The following is a 14984-nucleotide window of genomic DNA, read 5'->3' as shown; positions in this document are numbered from 1 at the left end:
AACAGGTCACCAACGAATTACCAGGTCTGGGTTGCTTTGAAATCTTCAACCAGTTTCACGAACTGAGCTTCAATTTCATTATTCCAAGCACCCGATGAGTCGATCTCTGTTGCTAGATCGGCAAATTGACCACGAGCATACGACAGCAGAGCTTCTTCAAAATCTGCAAGCTTAGAAAGCTCAACATCATTCAAATAGCCTTTCTCAGCTGTAAAGATAACTAACGCTTGATCAAAAACAGACATTGGAGCGTACTGCTTTTGTTTCATAAGTTCAGTTACTTTTTCACCGTGATCAAGTTGCTTTTTAGTCGCGTCATCAAGATCAGATGAGAACTGAGCAAACGCTGCAAGTTCACGATACTGTGCAAGCGCGGTACGAATACCACCAGACAGTTTCTTAATGATCTTAGTTTGCGCAGCACCACCTACACGAGATACAGAGATACCTGGATCTACCGCAGGACGAACACCAGCGGTGAACAGTTCTGTTTGTAGGAAGATCTGACCATCAGTAATCGAGATTACGTTGGTTGGTACGAATGCAGATACGTCACCAGCTTGAGTTTCGATGATAGGTAGGGCAGTTAAAGAACCTGTTTTACCTTTCACTTCACCATTAGTGAATTTCTCAACATACGCTTCGCTTACACGAGCAGCACGCTCTAGTAGACGAGAGTGTAAATAGAATACGTCACCAGGGAATGCTTCACGACCCGGTGGACGTTTCAGTAGTAGAGAAATTTGACGATAAGCTACTGCTTGCTTAGATAGGTCATCATAAACAATCAGTGCATCTTCACCGCGGTCACGGAAGTATTCACCCATCGCACAACCTGAGTACGGTGCAAGGTATTGCAGCGCAGCAGATTCAGAAGCAGAAGCAACAACAACGATAGTGTTAGCTAACGCACCGTGCTCTTCTAATTTGCGAACTACGTTAGCAATTGTTGATGCCTTTTGGCCAATCGCAACATAGATTGAGTAAATACCAGAATTTTTCTGGTTAATGATCGCATCGATCGCCATTGCTGTTTTACCAGTCTGACGGTCACCGATGATTAGCTCACGCTGACCACGGCCGATTGGGATCATTGAGTCAACTGACTTATAGCCAGTCTGTACAGGTTGGTCTACTGATTTACGATCGATTACACCAGGTGCAATCACTTCTACTGGAGAAGTCAATTTCGCATCAATAGGGCCTTTACCATCAATTGGCTCACCAAGTGTGTTTACAACACGACCTAGCATTTCAGGACCTACTGGTACTTCAAGGATACGACCAGTACCTGTTACTTTCATGCCTTCCTGTAGGTCAGCATATGGGCCCATTACTACCGCACCAACTGAGTCACGCTCAAGGTTAAGTGCTAGCGCATAACGGCCACCCGGTAATTCAATCATTTCGCCTTGCATAACGTCTGCAAGGCCGTGGATACGAATGATACCGTCGCTTACCGAAACGATTGTACCTTCATTGCGAGCTTCACTTACAACGTTGAATTTTTCAATACGTTGTTTGATTAGATCGCTAATTTCCGTGGAATTAAGTTGCATGCTCCATTCCCCATCAAGACTGCAATGTTTCACTCAGGCGGCTTAAACGGCCACGTGCTGAGTTATCAATGACTAGGTCTCCGGCTCGAATTATGACCCCAGCTAGTAGGGCCTCATCTACGCTACAATTCAGCTTCACTTTACGCTCTAGACGAGCTTCAAGTTTGGCACTAATGTCAGCTTTCTGCTGCTCTGTCAGCTCAATTGCTGAAGTAACTTCAGCATCAATTTCTTTTTCAAGTTCATGTTTGAAAAAGATAAATTGCTCTAACACATCAGGTAAAATCTTCAGGCGGCTGTTTTCAGCCATTACATGAATTAGATTTTGTCCAAACTCGTTCAGTTGTTCGCCACAAATTGAAATAAAGATTTCAGCTAACTGCTCTGGCGCAACCGCACCATCAAGCAACTGAGCAACGTCTTCATTTTTCGCGACTTCTGAACAAAAAGTTAGCATTTGAACCCATTGGTCCAATTCGCCTTTTTCGACCGCAAAGTCAAAAGCTGCTTTCGCGTAGGGGCGTGCGATGGTTGTCATTGTCGACATATCTTGCCCCCTTTTACTTACAATTTCGCAGTGATGTTATCAAGAATATCTTTTTGCGCTTCTACATCAATAGAGCGTTCTAAGATCTTCTCGGCACCAATCACAGCCAGAGTTGCAACTTGTTTACGCAGTTCATCGTGTGCACGTTTGCGCTCAGATTCAAGTTCTGCTTCACCTTGTGTAAGAATCTTCTGACGTTCAGTCAGCGCTTCTTCACGGGCTTCATCCAAAATTTGACCTTTACGTTTGTTCGCTTGTTCGATGATCTCAGTTGCAGCGCGTTTTGCTTCTTTCAGTTGATCAGAAGCATTGGCTTGTGCCAAATCAAGGTCTTTAGCTGCGCGTTCAGCGGCAGATAAACCGTCAGCAATTAGCTTCTGACGTGCCTCGATCGCTTCCATGATTGGTGGCCATACATATTTCATGCAGAACCAAACAAACAGTGCGAAAGCGATTGCTTGACCAAGCAGAGTTGCGTTCATATTCACAACAGCTACCCCTCGTTAAGAATCAGCTACAAAAATTCAATTAGCAAAAGGCTAGATTAGCCTGCTAGTTGACCAACAAATGGGTTAGCAAATGTGAATAGTAGCGCGATTACGATACCGATCATTGGAACCGCATCCAATAGACCAGCGATGATGAACATCTTAACTTGTAGCATTGGAGCCATTTCAGGTTGACGAGCTGCGCCTTCCAGAAACTTACCACCAAGAATAGCAAAACCAATTGCTGTACCTACAGCACAAAGACCAACAATAATAGCTACTGCGATAGCTGAAAAACTAAGAACGGTTTCCATTTATATTCTCCAATTGAATAGATAGAGTTGTATTAAAAATTTTAAAATTAATGATCGCCATCTTCATGAGCCATTGATAGATAAACTATCGTTAACATCATGAAAACAAATGCTTGGATTAATATAACCAAAATATGGAAGATAGCCCAAGGTAACGCACCGACCCATTGTAAATACCAAGGTAGCATTGCAGCGATTAGAATAAATACCACTTCACCAGCAAACATGTTACCAAACAGACGCATACCTAAAGAAAGAGGCTTAGCTAATAGCGAAACAACTTCAATTAGTAGGTTGAATGGGATCATTATCCAGTGGTTAAATGGGTGTAATGCTAATTCTTTTGCAAAACCGCCAAGTCCTTTCACTTTAATGCTGTAGTAAATCATTAAAGCAAATACACCAAGAGCCATTGCCATAGTAATGTTTACATCAGCAGTAGGAACCACCTTAAGATAAGGGATACCTAACCAATGTTCAGCAGGGTAAGGTAAGAAGTCAATTGGAACTAAATCCATGACGTTCATGATAATTACCCAACAAAATATGGTCAAAGCTAATGGAGCAACTAGCGGGTTTCTTCCATGGAAAGTATCTTTAACGTTGCTATCAACGAATTCAACCACCATTTCAACGAAACACTGTAATTTACCTGGTACTCCAGATGTCGATTTCTTAGCTACAGAACGGAAAACCCAAAGGAATAACATCCCTGTTAGCACAGAAAAAAACAAACTGTCTATATGCACATTCCAAAAACTTAATTCATCAACAATGCCCAACTTCCCTAAAGAGAGGTTTTGCAGGTGATGATTAATATATTCAGTAGGCGTTGACGCAGACATAACTTTTCCTATTTCCTGTTGTTAATAAAGAAAACTGGTGCAAAGATATTACTACCCAGTACCAGCAAATAGGTTAGTTTGAGGGGAACAAGTTCCACCTCTGTATACACGTAAACAATAGAAAATAAGACGATTGTTATAAGAATTTTAAGCACTTCACCCAAATAGAAAAAAGCTGCAACCATTTTAGCCGCTCTTGCTCCACTGAACATAAATGCACATTTTGAAAACACGGTATTAGCGATAATAAAAATACTACCCCCTACCAATGCTGACATTCCCCAACTAGCACTAACGGCTATGCTCATCCCTATTGTCATAACTGTAGTGACACTAAGCTGAATCAATAACAATCGCTTTGCAAGCAAACGCCCTGGTTTAGCTAGCGTAACTACCATGTATTCTTCCTTTTTAGCATCTTTGCCTTGATATAAATCAACCCAAGGCGAAGATTTTGCAAAAATTATACGTTGCACCCATATGAATGCAATCAAATAGCATTAAAAAGTTACATTTATGAGAACAATGCAGTAACTTTTACGACGTAAAAGACAATTTTACTTTCTAATACCGTTTTATATCACATTTAACTTTCTAGCTTTGCGATAAGTTGTTCTAATTTGTGAGCCTCGTCAAAGGTAATCGTTACCTTACCTGAACCTGATGAGTTTCTATTTATAACAACTTTAGACCCAAGAGCAGAAGTAAGTTTATTCGATATCTCGATCATCTCTGAATCTTGCTTTACTGGTTCTTTCTCTGCTTTAGGAGATAATAAGGCTTTCACTTGTTGTTCAGTTTGACGAACCGTCAGCCTCTTTTTAATCACAAGATGAGCTAATTCAATTTGCTGCTTACTCTCTAATGCTAGTAATGCACGAGCGTGTCCCATCTCAAGTTCTTTCTTCTCAACGAAACCTTTAACTTCATCAGTCAATGCGTTTAAACGCAGTAAGTTTGTTACTGTAGTTCGAGATTTACCGATAACATCTGAAATTTGTTGATGAGTTAATTCAAATTCTTGCTGTAAGCGCTCTAATGCTTGTGCTTCTTCGATAGCATTCAGATCTTCACGTTGAATGTTCTCAATTAAAGCCATTGCAATCACGGCTTTATCTTCAACCGATTTAACCACACAGGGTACATGCTTTAGACCTGCTTTTTTAGCAGCACGGAAACGTCGCTCACCCGCAATAATTTCATATTGCTGAGGAGCAACTTGACGAACAACAATCGGTTGGATGATACCTTGAGAACGAATAGAAGCAGAAAGCTCTTCTAAGGCTTCTTCTTCCATTGTTTTACGAGGCTGGTATTGGCCGGCACTTAGTTGATGAATACCCAATTCAATTAATTGAGCATCTTTTGAGATAGATTCACTTTGTTCGGCTGCTGATTGCTTTTCACGAGCAATAGAGCTTGTTGCTAATAGGGCATCTAATCCTTTGCCTAAACCACGTTTATTACCCATGAATTTCTGTTTCCCTTTCTTTTTCCATTTCGTCACGGCGAATTATCTCTCCGGCAAGGGCTAAGTAAGCCTTTGCACCATTAGAGTATTTATCATAATACATTGCAGGTTTACCATGACTTGGCGCTTCTGCTAAACGTACATTTCGAGGAATAACAGTGCGGTACACTTTTTCCCCAAAATGTTTTTTTAATTGATCTGATACATCATTAGCTAAGCGATTACGAGGATCGTACATGGTTCTTAATAACCCTTCGATCTTTAAATCAGCATTCACTACAGCGGCTAATTTACTGATGGTATCAATTAAAGCCGTTAATCCCTCTAGTGCGTAATATTCACACTGCATAGGGACCAATACAGAATCCGATGCTGCCATGGCGTTAATTGTAAGGAGATTTAGAGCGGGAGGGCAATCAATAAAGATGAAATCATAGTTACCACGAACCGAAGCAATCATATTGCGTAAGCGAACTTCACGCGCAAACACTTCCATCAATTTGATTTCAGCGGCGGTAACATCACCATTAGCAGCAATAAGATCGTAACCCCCGGAAGTTTCCTCTATTACAACTTTTTCAAAAGGCACTTCATCAACCAGAAGTTCATAAGCTGTGGCATCGACATCGTATTTATCAACGCCACTGGCCATGGTCGCATTGCCTTGAGCATCTAAATCGATAAGTAATACTTTTCGATGAGTTGCTGCCATTGAAGCGGCAAGATTCACCGCTGTCGTTGTTTTACCTACGCCACCTTTCTGGTTCGCAATAGAGATAACTTTTCCCACACTAACCTCATTCCATTATTTTTTTCCGGTTAAGGTGACTAAATGTCTTTCACCCTCTAACTCCGGAACGATCAATGTCGCTACATCTTTGACTGAGCACCATTCTGGAAGATCATTAGCTTCATCTTCTGAATAGATCCCTTTTAACGCCAAAAACACACCATCTTCTTCTTTTGGTAGATGATGACACCAATTAACCATGTCTGTCATTGATGCAAATGCACGACTTAGGACTGCATCAAACTTTTCTTCAGGCTGAAACTCTTCAACACGGCTTTGGATTGGAGTGACATTGGTAATTTTTAACTCATGAATCACCTGTTTGATAAAGCGGATTCTCTTACCTAAGCTGTCTAATAGAGTAAACGATTTTCCAGGGTTCATGATAGCTAATGGGATACCTGGTAAGCCAGGACCTGTACCAACATCAATAAAACGCTCACCTGACAACTTTGGACTAACAACAATGCTATCCAGAATATGCTTAATGACCATTTCACTCGGATTTCTAACTGACGTTAGGTTATACGCTTTATTCCACTTATGAAGTAGCGCTACATAACCAAGTAACTGCTCTTTTTGCAATTCAGAGACAGTTAAATCAGTTTGAGCAATCAAACGATCGAATTGCTGAGATAAATCGGTCACGTTACTCACCTTTTTTTAATAAACCGTGTTTCTTTAAATGCACTAATAGAATAGAAACTGCAGCTGGTGTAATACCAGAAATACGTGATGCTATGCCAATCGTTTCAGGCTTAGCGTCTGTGAGTTTCGCAACCACTTCATTTGAAAGACCTTTAACTTCTTTATAATTAAGATCTAAAGGCAATTTTGTATTTTCATGACGTAATGATTTTTCAATTTCATCACGCTGACGCTGAATGTATCCGGCGTATTTTACTTGAATTTCAACTTGTTCAGACGCTTGTTGATCCTCAATAGCAGGACCAAAACCATCAATAGAGATCAATGACTCATAATTCACTTCAGGACGACGAAGAAGATCTTCACCACTTGCTTCACGAACGATCGGCGTTTTTAAGATCGAATTAACTTGATCAATATTTTCTGATTTAGGATTCACCCAAATGTCTTTTAAACGTTGACGTTCTTTTTCAATATTTTCTACTTTCTCGTTAAAGCGAGCCCAACGAGCATCATCAACTAAACCAAGTTCACGGCCTTGTTCTGTTAAGCGTAAATCGGCGTTATCTTCACGAAGTGATAAACGATATTCGGCACGAGACGTAAACATACGGTATGGTTCTTTGGTTCCAAGCGTTGATAAATCATCAATAAGCACGCCCATGTATGCTTCATCACGGCGTGGACTCCAACCTTCTTTGCCTTGAGCAAACAAACTTGCATTAAGACCGGCCATTAACCCTTGTGCAGCCGCTTCTTCATATCCAGTAGTACCGTTAATTTGACCAGCAAAGAATAAGCCTTCAATAAACTTAGTTTCATACGTTGATTTTAAATCACGAGGATCAAAGAAATCATACTCAATCGCATAACCTGGACGAACAATGTGTGCATTTTCAAAGCCTTTCATTGAACGAACGATTTGCAGTTGTACGTCAAATGGCAAACTTGTTGAAATACCATTTGGGTATAATTCGTGTGTTGTTAAGCCTTCTGGTTCAATAAAGATTTGGTGGCTGTCTTTATCAGCAAAACGCATTACTTTATCTTCAATTGAAGGGCAGTAACGAGGACCAATACCTTCGATAACACCAGCGTACATAGGGCTACGATCAAGGTTCTTACGAATTACATCATGTGTTTTTTCATTAGTATGAGTGATGAAGCAGTTAATTTGTTTAGGCTGCTGTTCACGATTACCCATAAATGAGAAAACAGGCGTTGGATTATCACCCGGTTGTGCTTCTAAATTTGAAAAATCAACGCTACGAGCATCAATACGTGGTGGAGTACCGGTTTTAAGGCGATCGATCCTAAATGGACGATCTCGTAAACGTTGAGCAAGAGTGATCGAAGAAGGATCTCCTGCGCGACCTCCAGAGAAGTTTTCCATGCCAATGTGTATCTGACCCCCTAAAAAGGTTCCAGCCGTTAATACAACGGATTTAGCACGGAATTTAAGGCCCATTTGAGTAATAGCACCGATAACTTTATCGTTTTCAATAATCAGATCATCTACTGCTTGTTGAAATAACGTTAAGTTTGGTTGGTTTTCTAATACTGAACGAACAAATGCTTTGTATAGTGCTCTATCTGCTTGAGCACGAGTCGCTCGAACTGCTGGGCCTTTGGACGCATTTAATGTTCTAAATTGAATACCGGCATGATCAGTGGCTTGTGCCATTAATCCACCTAAAGCATCCACTTCTTTTACCAAATGGCCTTTGCCGATCCCACCGATAGCAGGATTACATGACATTTGACCTAATGTGTCGATGTTATGTGTGAGTAGAAGTGTCTTTTGTCCTGTTCTTGCAGCTGCTAATGCTGCTTCAGTTCCAGCATGACCACCGCCAATAACAATGACATCAAAGTTTTCTTGGTAAAACATGAGTTGACCTTAGGTGTTATGAAAATAGTGAGAAGAATTTAATTTTAAGAGATCTATTTTACCCTTTTTCTAGCTTGGAAAGAAATGAAAAAGTGACGAAGTTCAAAAATTAAAGATCACTTAATATATATAAGATCTTTTAAAGAGATCTCTTATTAGATCTATTATATAGAACGTCGATCTCTGTGGATAAGTGGCAAATGATCAATAGGATCATGTACTTTAGTAAGATCCTAAGTTGTGATGAATCTTTGATCTTCGATCGGACTGCTTGAGGATAAAATTACTACTTATCCACAAGGGGGGAGGGTGTTAGATCTTATTCAATGGATAACTATAACTTGATCACTGGATCTTTCTATAGTTATCCACATAGTAGGTGTCAGCTATTTAATAACTTTTTTGATCGGTTAACACTTTTTATTAACAAAAGTGTTGTTTTAACCACAATTCAGCAGGCTCTTCTGGAATACTATTTTGAGTCACATCTATTTCTAGTAATGGATATTTTTCAGTGGCACCAAGTTTAATCAATGTACTTTGTAGTGATTTACCTGCTGCACAGAAAGTATCGTAGCTTGAATCACCAATCGCAACGATGGCAAAATTTATCGTAGATAAAGCGTTGGGATTATTTTGTAATTGTTCAATGAATGGTTTGATATTGTCTGGATAATCTCCTGCTCCATGAGTCGAAACGACGAAAAGCCAAAGACTATTACTGTCTATTTCATCTAAATTAGGTTGATTATGTATATCTGTTGTGAACTCCATATCTTCTAATAAATCAGCAAGATGATCGCCAACGTACTCTGCACCACCAAGGGTGCTACCAGTAATGATTGATGCATTTTTCATGAATTTTTCCTATAAAAAATGGGCTGTAATAGCCCATTATTGTGTAATTTGTTATTAGTTTATTTACCAATACAAAAAGAAGTAAAGATGCGGCCTAGTAAGTCGTCAGAAGTAAATTCACCTGTTATTTCACTGAGGTGTTGTTGCGCTATTCTCAATTCTTCAGCAAGGATTTCACCAGCCATATAGCCTTCAAGTTGTTGTTGACCTATATCGAGGTGCTGAGCTGCCTTTTCTAGTGCCTCTAGATGGCGACGACGAGCCATAAAACCACCTTCTTGGTTGCCAGAGAAGCCCATGCATTCTTTTAAGTGGGTACGCAGAGCATCAACCCCTTCACCCGTTTTTGCTGATAGACGAATCAAGGTAGGATCATTCACATGACAAATACCAAGATCTTCACCGGTTTGATCGGCTTTATTTCGTATCACTGTCATGCCCATGTTTTTAGGTAAGCGATCAAGAAATTCTGGCCAGATTATTTTGGGGTCTGTTGCATCCGTTGTTGTGCCATCAACCATAAATAAAACGCGGTCAGCTTGAGCTATTTCGTCCCAAGCTCGTTCAATACCAATGCGTTCTACCTCATCAGAGGCTTCGCGAAGGCCTGCAGTATCAATGATATGTAAAGGCATACCATCAATATGAATATGCTCTCTAAGGACGTCACGAGTGGTCCCTGCAATATCGGTGACAATTGCAGTATCTTTACCTGATAGTGCATTAAGAAGGCTAGACTTGCCTGCATTTGGGCGGCCGGCGATAACAACTTTCATGCCTTCACGCATGATCGCACCTTGATTCGCTTCTTGGCGAACCGCATTTAAGTTATCAATGATCCCTTGTAAATCACCACTTACTTTGCCATCGGCAAGAAAGTCGATCTCTTCTTCTGGAAAATCAATGGCAGCTTCAACGTAAATTCGAAGGTAAATAAGTGATTCAACCAAGGTGTTAATCTTATTTGAGAAAACACCTTGCAGTGAATTTAAGGCTGATTTAGCTGCTTCTTCAGAGCTTGCATCAATTAAATCAGCGATAGCTTCTGCTTGTGCTAAATCCATTTTATCGTTTAGGAAGGCTCTTTCTGAGAATTCACCTGGACGAGCAGTACGGATACCGTCTATTTTTAGGATGCGTTTGATTAGCATATCCATGACAACAGGGCCACCATGCCCCTGAAGTTCTAAAACGTCTTCACCCGTAAATGAATGTGGGTTAGGAAAATAGAGTGCAATGCCTTGATCAAGCTCTAAACCATTCTCATCTTTGAATGGTGCATATTCGGCGTAACGTGGTTTCAGTTCTTTACCAATAACCTCTAAAGCCACTTCTTTTGCTTTAGGGCCTGATACTCGAATGATGCCTACGCCGCCTCGGCCTGGCGCTGTTGCTTGTGCAACTATGGTGTCTGTATGTAATGTCATGATTATTCTTAATGTCTATTGCTTGAGCATATTGTAAGCCGATAAAACAAAAAAGGCGACCAATGGCCGCCTTTTGTTTATTTCTTTAGAAATTCAACTTACTTAGAGTGTAAGCCTTTTTTCTCTAGTGCACGATAAATCAGAGTCTGCTGAATTAACGTTACGATGTTTGATACTAACCAGTAAAGAACTAGGCCAGCAGGGAACCATAAGAAGAACACGGTGAACATAACAGGCATGAACGTCATGATCTTCTGTTGCATTGGATCCGTTACTGTTGTTGGGCTCATCTTCTGGATTAAGAACATACTTGCACCCATTAATAATGGCAGGATGTAGTATGGGTCTTGTGCTGATAAATCCGTGATCCAACCAAAGAATGGTGCATGACGAAGCTCAACAGATTCCATTAGTGCCCAGTACAACGAAATGAAGATTGGCATTTGAAGAAGAATTGGTAAACAACCACCTAGTGGGTTTACTTTTTCTTTCTTATAAAGCTCCATCATTTCTTGGCTCATGCGTTGACGGTCATCGCCAATACGCTCACGCATAGCAGTCAACTTAGGTTGAAGCATGCGCATTTTAGCCATTGATGTGTATTGTGCTTTTGTTAGTGGGTACATAGCGCCACGAACAATAAAGGTTAAGATGATGATAGCTAGACCCCAGTTCACAACAATGCCTTGGATGAAAGACAGTAGTTTATGAAGTGGTGAAGCGATAAACCACAACCAACCGTAATCAACCGTTAAGTCTAGGTATTGTTGAGTCGCTGCCATTTCTTTCTGCAGCTTTGGACCAGTCCAAAGTGTTGCAGAAAGCGTTGCTTCTTGACCTGTAGGAATTGTTACAGCAGGCATACGTACGCCAATGTAACCGTAATCGCCCGCTACGCGTGACGTCAGTGTTGCGTCATTTACGTTGCGAGGGATCCAAGCTGAAGCAAAGTAATGTTGTAGCATACCCGCCCAACCTTGACCGTTTGTCATGTCGATAGATAAGTTCTTATCTTCCATGTCGTCAAAGCTGTATTTTTTGTAACGAGTATCTTCTGTAGAGTAAGCACCACCACGGTACGTAGGCATCGTTAAGCTGCCGCCGTCGTCCATTAAGTTTTGCTTTAAGTTCGCGTACATTTCTACTGTTGCTGGTGCTGAAGATTGGTTATCAACCGTATAATCAACATTGATAGCGTAGCTGTCACGTTTAAGAATTAGTGTTTTAGTATAAGTAATACCGTCTTTCACTAATGTTAGCGGAACGCGTAATTCGTTTTGACCGTCAGCTAAAACATAATCTGTTTTTTGCGTAGTGAATTGTGCACGGCCGGTATTTGAATCGATACCTTGAGGACCGATAAGACCACTTTGAGCTATGTAACTGTGCGTAGCATCGTTCTTAAGAAGAACGAACTTTGCTTTAGAGTCTAATTCAGCGTCGTATTTATTAAGAATTGATTCAATGATGTCACCACCCAATGTATCTACTTTTAAAGTAAGTACATCTGTTGTGATAGTGATTAGCTTATCAGATTGCGCTGAATCAGCAGGCGTATCACTGTGTGCTGTTGAAGAAGTTGGAACATCACCATCCGTTTGTGTTTGTTGAACGGTACTAACTGTAGCTGGTTGCTGCGGATTAGTTTCTACTTGCCATTGTTGGAAAAGTAAAAAAGAAACTAAAGCCAGTGCGAGCAACAGAATATTACGTTGGGTATCCATCGTTATTGTTCTCTGTCTTTATGCTGCTTGGGTGGGACGGGGTCATAGCCCCCATCATTCAAAGGATGACATTTTAATAGACGTTTGCCAGATAGCCAACACCCTTTTACTAAACCGTGTGACTTTAGTGCGTCAATTGCATAATGTGAACACGTTGGAGTAAATCGACAGCGAGGTCCAATCAATGGACTGATGACGAGTTGATAAAAACGGATTAGACCGATTGCTATCCACGAGAAGGGCGAGACAGGCGATGCCATAATTTGTCTAATAGCTTGTTGAAGTCTTCGTTACTCAGATCTTGAGCACTCTTTTTAGCGATAACCACAAAGTCTTTCGCAGGTAATGAATGTTGCTTATTGCGGAAACTTTCACGCGTAATACGTTTGAACTTATTGCGACCTACAGCAGTTTTAATTTGCTTTTTAGGAACAGCAAGGCCTAAACGAGGGTGCGATAGTGAATTTTCTCTGGCAAGAATGGTGAAGTGAGGTGAGCCGGCTCGGTGAGCTTGCTTGAAAACAGATTTGTAATCTTCGGGAGTTAACAAGCGTAACTCCCGAGAGAAGTCGTAATTCATCAAAATAATCTAGGATTACTTAGATAGACGCTTACGGCCTTTAGCGCGACGAGCGTTAATTACGTTACGACCGTTCTTAGTAGCCATACGTGCACGGAAACCGTGAGAGCGTTTACGCTTAAGAACTGAAGGTTGGAAAGTGCGTTTCATTGGTATTACCTTTTACTGATCAGTAGTGTTTAGGTTTTTTGTATAAACCCGGCGTGGGACGTACATTCCGACGCCTCTCAACAAAGAGGCGGAATTGTAATCATTGACAGAAAAATAGTCAATAAGAGGTTCCACGATTTTTCCGGACGGTGAATTATACGTTTTGTGAGCCAGAGCGCAAGGATCTTTATGCGATCCCGACCTGATTCAAGAATTTTTTTAATTTAGGATCCTGTGGATAACCAAAAATTTGCTCTGGGGTTCCTTGTTCCACGATCTTTCCATCTGCCATATAGATAACTTTATCGGCGACTTCTTTTGCAAATTGCATTTCATGAGTTACAACCAGCATGGTTTGATGTTGAGTGGCCAGTTTTTTCATTAACGTCAGTACTTCATTAACCCATTCAGGATCAAGTGCTGACGTGGGTTCATCAAATAATAGCAGTTCTGCTTCTAAGGCCATTGCTCGTCCAATACCAACGCGCTGTTGTTGGCCTCCAGAAAGCGCTGAAGGGTAGTTATCCCCTTTATCACCAAGCCCAATATCATCTAAAATTTGTTGTGCTCTTTTAAGGGCATCTGCCTTATTCCACTTGTGGACAGTTATTAGGCCTTCAGCAATATTCTGTCGAGCGGTTAAATGTGCAAAAAGAGCATAGTTTTGGAAGATAAACCCTGTTTTTCGTCGCAATGCAATGATTTCTGCTTTGGTATTTTTTTCACTGTTGACGCTAATATCATCAATCGTAATGGTGCCTTTGTCGGCCGTTTCGAGAAAATTGACGCATCTAAGTAACGTAGACTTGCCTGTACCGCTTGATCCTATAATGGCAATTATCTCTCCTTTATTAATGGTGAGGTCAATGCCTGATAGTACGTTTGTGTCCCCAAAGCTTTTATGTAGGTTGGTAATTTTTATCATCGAACATATGCCTTATTTAATTTCACTTCAGCCCAAGTTTGTACTCGAGTAAGAATGACAACAACACCCCAATAAATCAGGGCTACGGCTAAAAATGCTTCAAAGAACTTAAAGCTTGAAGAGGCTTCCATTTGCGCTTTTGCCATTATTTCAGACACTCCAAGTGTAAAGGCTAATGACGTGGATTTAATCATATCGATGAAATAGTTCATTAATGAAGGTAAAGCTACTCGAGTCGCTTGAGGAAGGATAATACGACGCATTGCTTGAGATGTTGTCATACCAATAGAAAGACTGGCTTCCATTTGGCTACGATCAATACCAATAATAGCTGCTCGAATACTCTCTGCCATATAAGCAGCGAAATGGAGTGTTAAACCAATAACAGCGGCACTAAACGCATCTAATCCAATAAAAATAGGGAATACTTGCGGTAAGCCATAATAAAGAAGAAATAATTGAACCAGCAGTGGTGTACCACGGAAAAAGCTGATGTAAAGCTGGCTGAGTTGATCCAATACGGGCACTTTAAAGACTCTTAAGTTAGCGAGTACTAACGCCAGAGCCAAAGCAAAGAACAATCCCCATATCGCCATTTCTAATGTCGTACCTAAATACTTAAACAGTATTGGTAAGAGTTCAATCATATACGCAAAATCAAATCCCATGATGTCTCTCTATAATTAGTTTCAAAAGTGGTGAGTTGTACTGAGTTTATATAAGTAATAAACACAAAACCCACTACGTTACAGATAGTGGGTTTATTG

18 protein-coding genes are annotated in these 14984 nt (G+C 40.6%); all 18 read right to left on the bottom strand.

Translation table 11 applies throughout. The features are described 5' to 3' along the window. Positions 1–17: 17 nt before the first annotated feature. The 18 genes from atpA to PVK70_RS12620 all read right to left on the bottom strand — a co-directional run bounded on the left by atpA (position 18) and on the right by PVK70_RS12620 (position 14885). Positions 18–1559 carry a F0F1 ATP synthase subunit alpha gene (atpA, locus tag PVK70_RS12705; RefSeq protein ID WP_130045751.1) on the bottom strand — a complete coding sequence of 514 codons (1542 nt, stop codon included), beginning with the start codon at positions 1557–1559 and terminating at the stop codon, positions 18–20. Between the two features lie 13 nt (positions 1560–1572). Further along, positions 1573–2106, bottom strand: coding sequence for a F0F1 ATP synthase subunit delta (gene atpH / locus PVK70_RS12700; protein ID WP_130048468.1), 534 nt, complete (start codon positions 2104–2106; stop codon positions 1573–1575). Positions 2107–2123: 17 nt separating this feature from the next. Then, positions 2124–2594, bottom strand: coding sequence for a F0F1 ATP synthase subunit B (atpF, locus tag PVK70_RS12695; RefSeq protein ID WP_165366906.1), 471 nt, complete (start codon positions 2592–2594; stop codon positions 2124–2126). Between the two features lie 56 nt (positions 2595–2650). After that, positions 2651–2908, bottom strand: coding sequence for a F0F1 ATP synthase subunit C (gene atpE, locus PVK70_RS12690; RefSeq protein ID WP_004411110.1), 258 nt, complete (start codon positions 2906–2908; stop codon positions 2651–2653). Between the two features lie 47 nt (positions 2909–2955). After that, the gene (gene atpB, locus PVK70_RS12685) at positions 2956–3753 is read right to left on the bottom strand and encodes a F0F1 ATP synthase subunit A (RefSeq protein ID WP_130045753.1); all 798 of its coding nucleotides are present in this window, start codon (positions 3751–3753) and stop codon (positions 2956–2958) included. Positions 3754–3761: 8 nt separating this feature from the next. Continuing rightward, entirely contained in the window at positions 3762–4151 is a 390-nt protein-coding gene (locus PVK70_RS12680) for a F0F1 ATP synthase subunit I (protein WP_130045754.1), read from the bottom strand. Between the two features lie 188 nt (positions 4152–4339). Next, on the bottom strand, positions 4340–5224 hold the full coding sequence (locus PVK70_RS12675; protein ID WP_130048469.1) for a ParB/RepB/Spo0J family partition protein: 885 nt from the start codon (positions 5222–5224) through the stop codon (positions 4340–4342). After that, entirely contained in the window at positions 5217–6014 is a 798-nt protein-coding gene (locus PVK70_RS12670; RefSeq protein ID WP_130048470.1) for a ParA family protein, read from the bottom strand. The genes PVK70_RS12675 and PVK70_RS12670 overlap by 8 nt, the downstream gene beginning before the upstream one ends. 15 nt (positions 6015–6029) lie before the next feature. Next, positions 6030–6662, bottom strand: a complete 633-nt coding sequence (rsmG, locus tag PVK70_RS12665; RefSeq protein WP_130048471.1) for a 16S rRNA (guanine(527)-N(7))-methyltransferase RsmG — start codon at positions 6660–6662, stop codon at positions 6030–6032. A gap of 1 nt (position 6663) precedes the next feature. After that, positions 6664–8553 (bottom strand): tRNA uridine-5-carboxymethylaminomethyl(34) synthesis enzyme MnmG, encoded by a 1890-nt coding sequence (gene mnmG, locus PVK70_RS12660; protein ID WP_130048472.1) that lies wholly within the window; start codon positions 8551–8553, stop codon positions 6664–6666. A gap of 423 nt (positions 8554–8976) precedes the next feature. Further along, a complete protein-coding gene (gene mioC / locus PVK70_RS12655) occupies positions 8977–9411 on the bottom strand; it encodes an FMN-binding protein MioC (protein WP_130048473.1) in 435 nt (144 codons plus the stop codon). Positions 9412–9470: 59 nt separating this feature from the next. Next, positions 9471–10838 carry a tRNA uridine-5-carboxymethylaminomethyl(34) synthesis GTPase MnmE gene (gene mnmE / locus PVK70_RS12650; RefSeq protein ID WP_130048474.1) on the bottom strand — a complete coding sequence of 456 codons (1368 nt, stop codon included), beginning with the start codon at positions 10836–10838 and terminating at the stop codon, positions 9471–9473. A 98-nt stretch (positions 10839–10936) separates the two neighbouring features. Then, positions 10937–12562 carry a membrane protein insertase YidC gene (gene yidC, locus PVK70_RS12645; protein ID WP_130048475.1) on the bottom strand — a complete coding sequence of 542 codons (1626 nt, stop codon included), beginning with the start codon at positions 12560–12562 and terminating at the stop codon, positions 10937–10939. Positions 12563–12564: 2 nt separating this feature from the next. Continuing rightward, the gene (gene yidD / locus PVK70_RS12640) at positions 12565–12822 is read right to left on the bottom strand and encodes a membrane protein insertion efficiency factor YidD (protein WP_130045762.1); all 258 of its coding nucleotides are present in this window, start codon (positions 12820–12822) and stop codon (positions 12565–12567) included. Further along, positions 12789–13142, bottom strand: a complete 354-nt coding sequence (gene rnpA / locus PVK70_RS12635; protein WP_130045763.1) for a ribonuclease P protein component — start codon at positions 13140–13142, stop codon at positions 12789–12791. The genes yidD and rnpA overlap by 34 nt, the downstream gene beginning before the upstream one ends. Positions 13143–13157: 15 nt before the next feature. After that, positions 13158–13292, bottom strand: coding sequence for a 50S ribosomal protein L34 (gene rpmH, locus PVK70_RS12630; protein WP_005416778.1), 135 nt, complete (start codon positions 13290–13292; stop codon positions 13158–13160). Positions 13293–13479: 187 nt separating this feature from the next. Beyond that, positions 13480–14217, bottom strand: a complete 738-nt coding sequence (locus tag PVK70_RS12625; RefSeq protein WP_130048476.1) for an amino acid ABC transporter ATP-binding protein — start codon at positions 14215–14217, stop codon at positions 13480–13482. Continuing rightward, a complete protein-coding gene (locus PVK70_RS12620; RefSeq protein WP_130048477.1) occupies positions 14214–14885 on the bottom strand; it encodes an amino acid ABC transporter permease in 672 nt (223 codons plus the stop codon). Before PVK70_RS12620 ends, PVK70_RS12625 begins: the two co-directional genes overlap by 4 nt. Positions 14886–14984 lie beyond the last annotated feature (99 nt).

Source organism: Aliivibrio sp. A6 (genome assembly GCF_028765505.1).
GTDB lineage: Bacteria > Pseudomonadota > Gammaproteobacteria > Enterobacterales > Vibrionaceae > Aliivibrio > Aliivibrio finisterrensis_A.
This window is presented reverse-complemented; position numbering and strand designations above follow the sequence as displayed.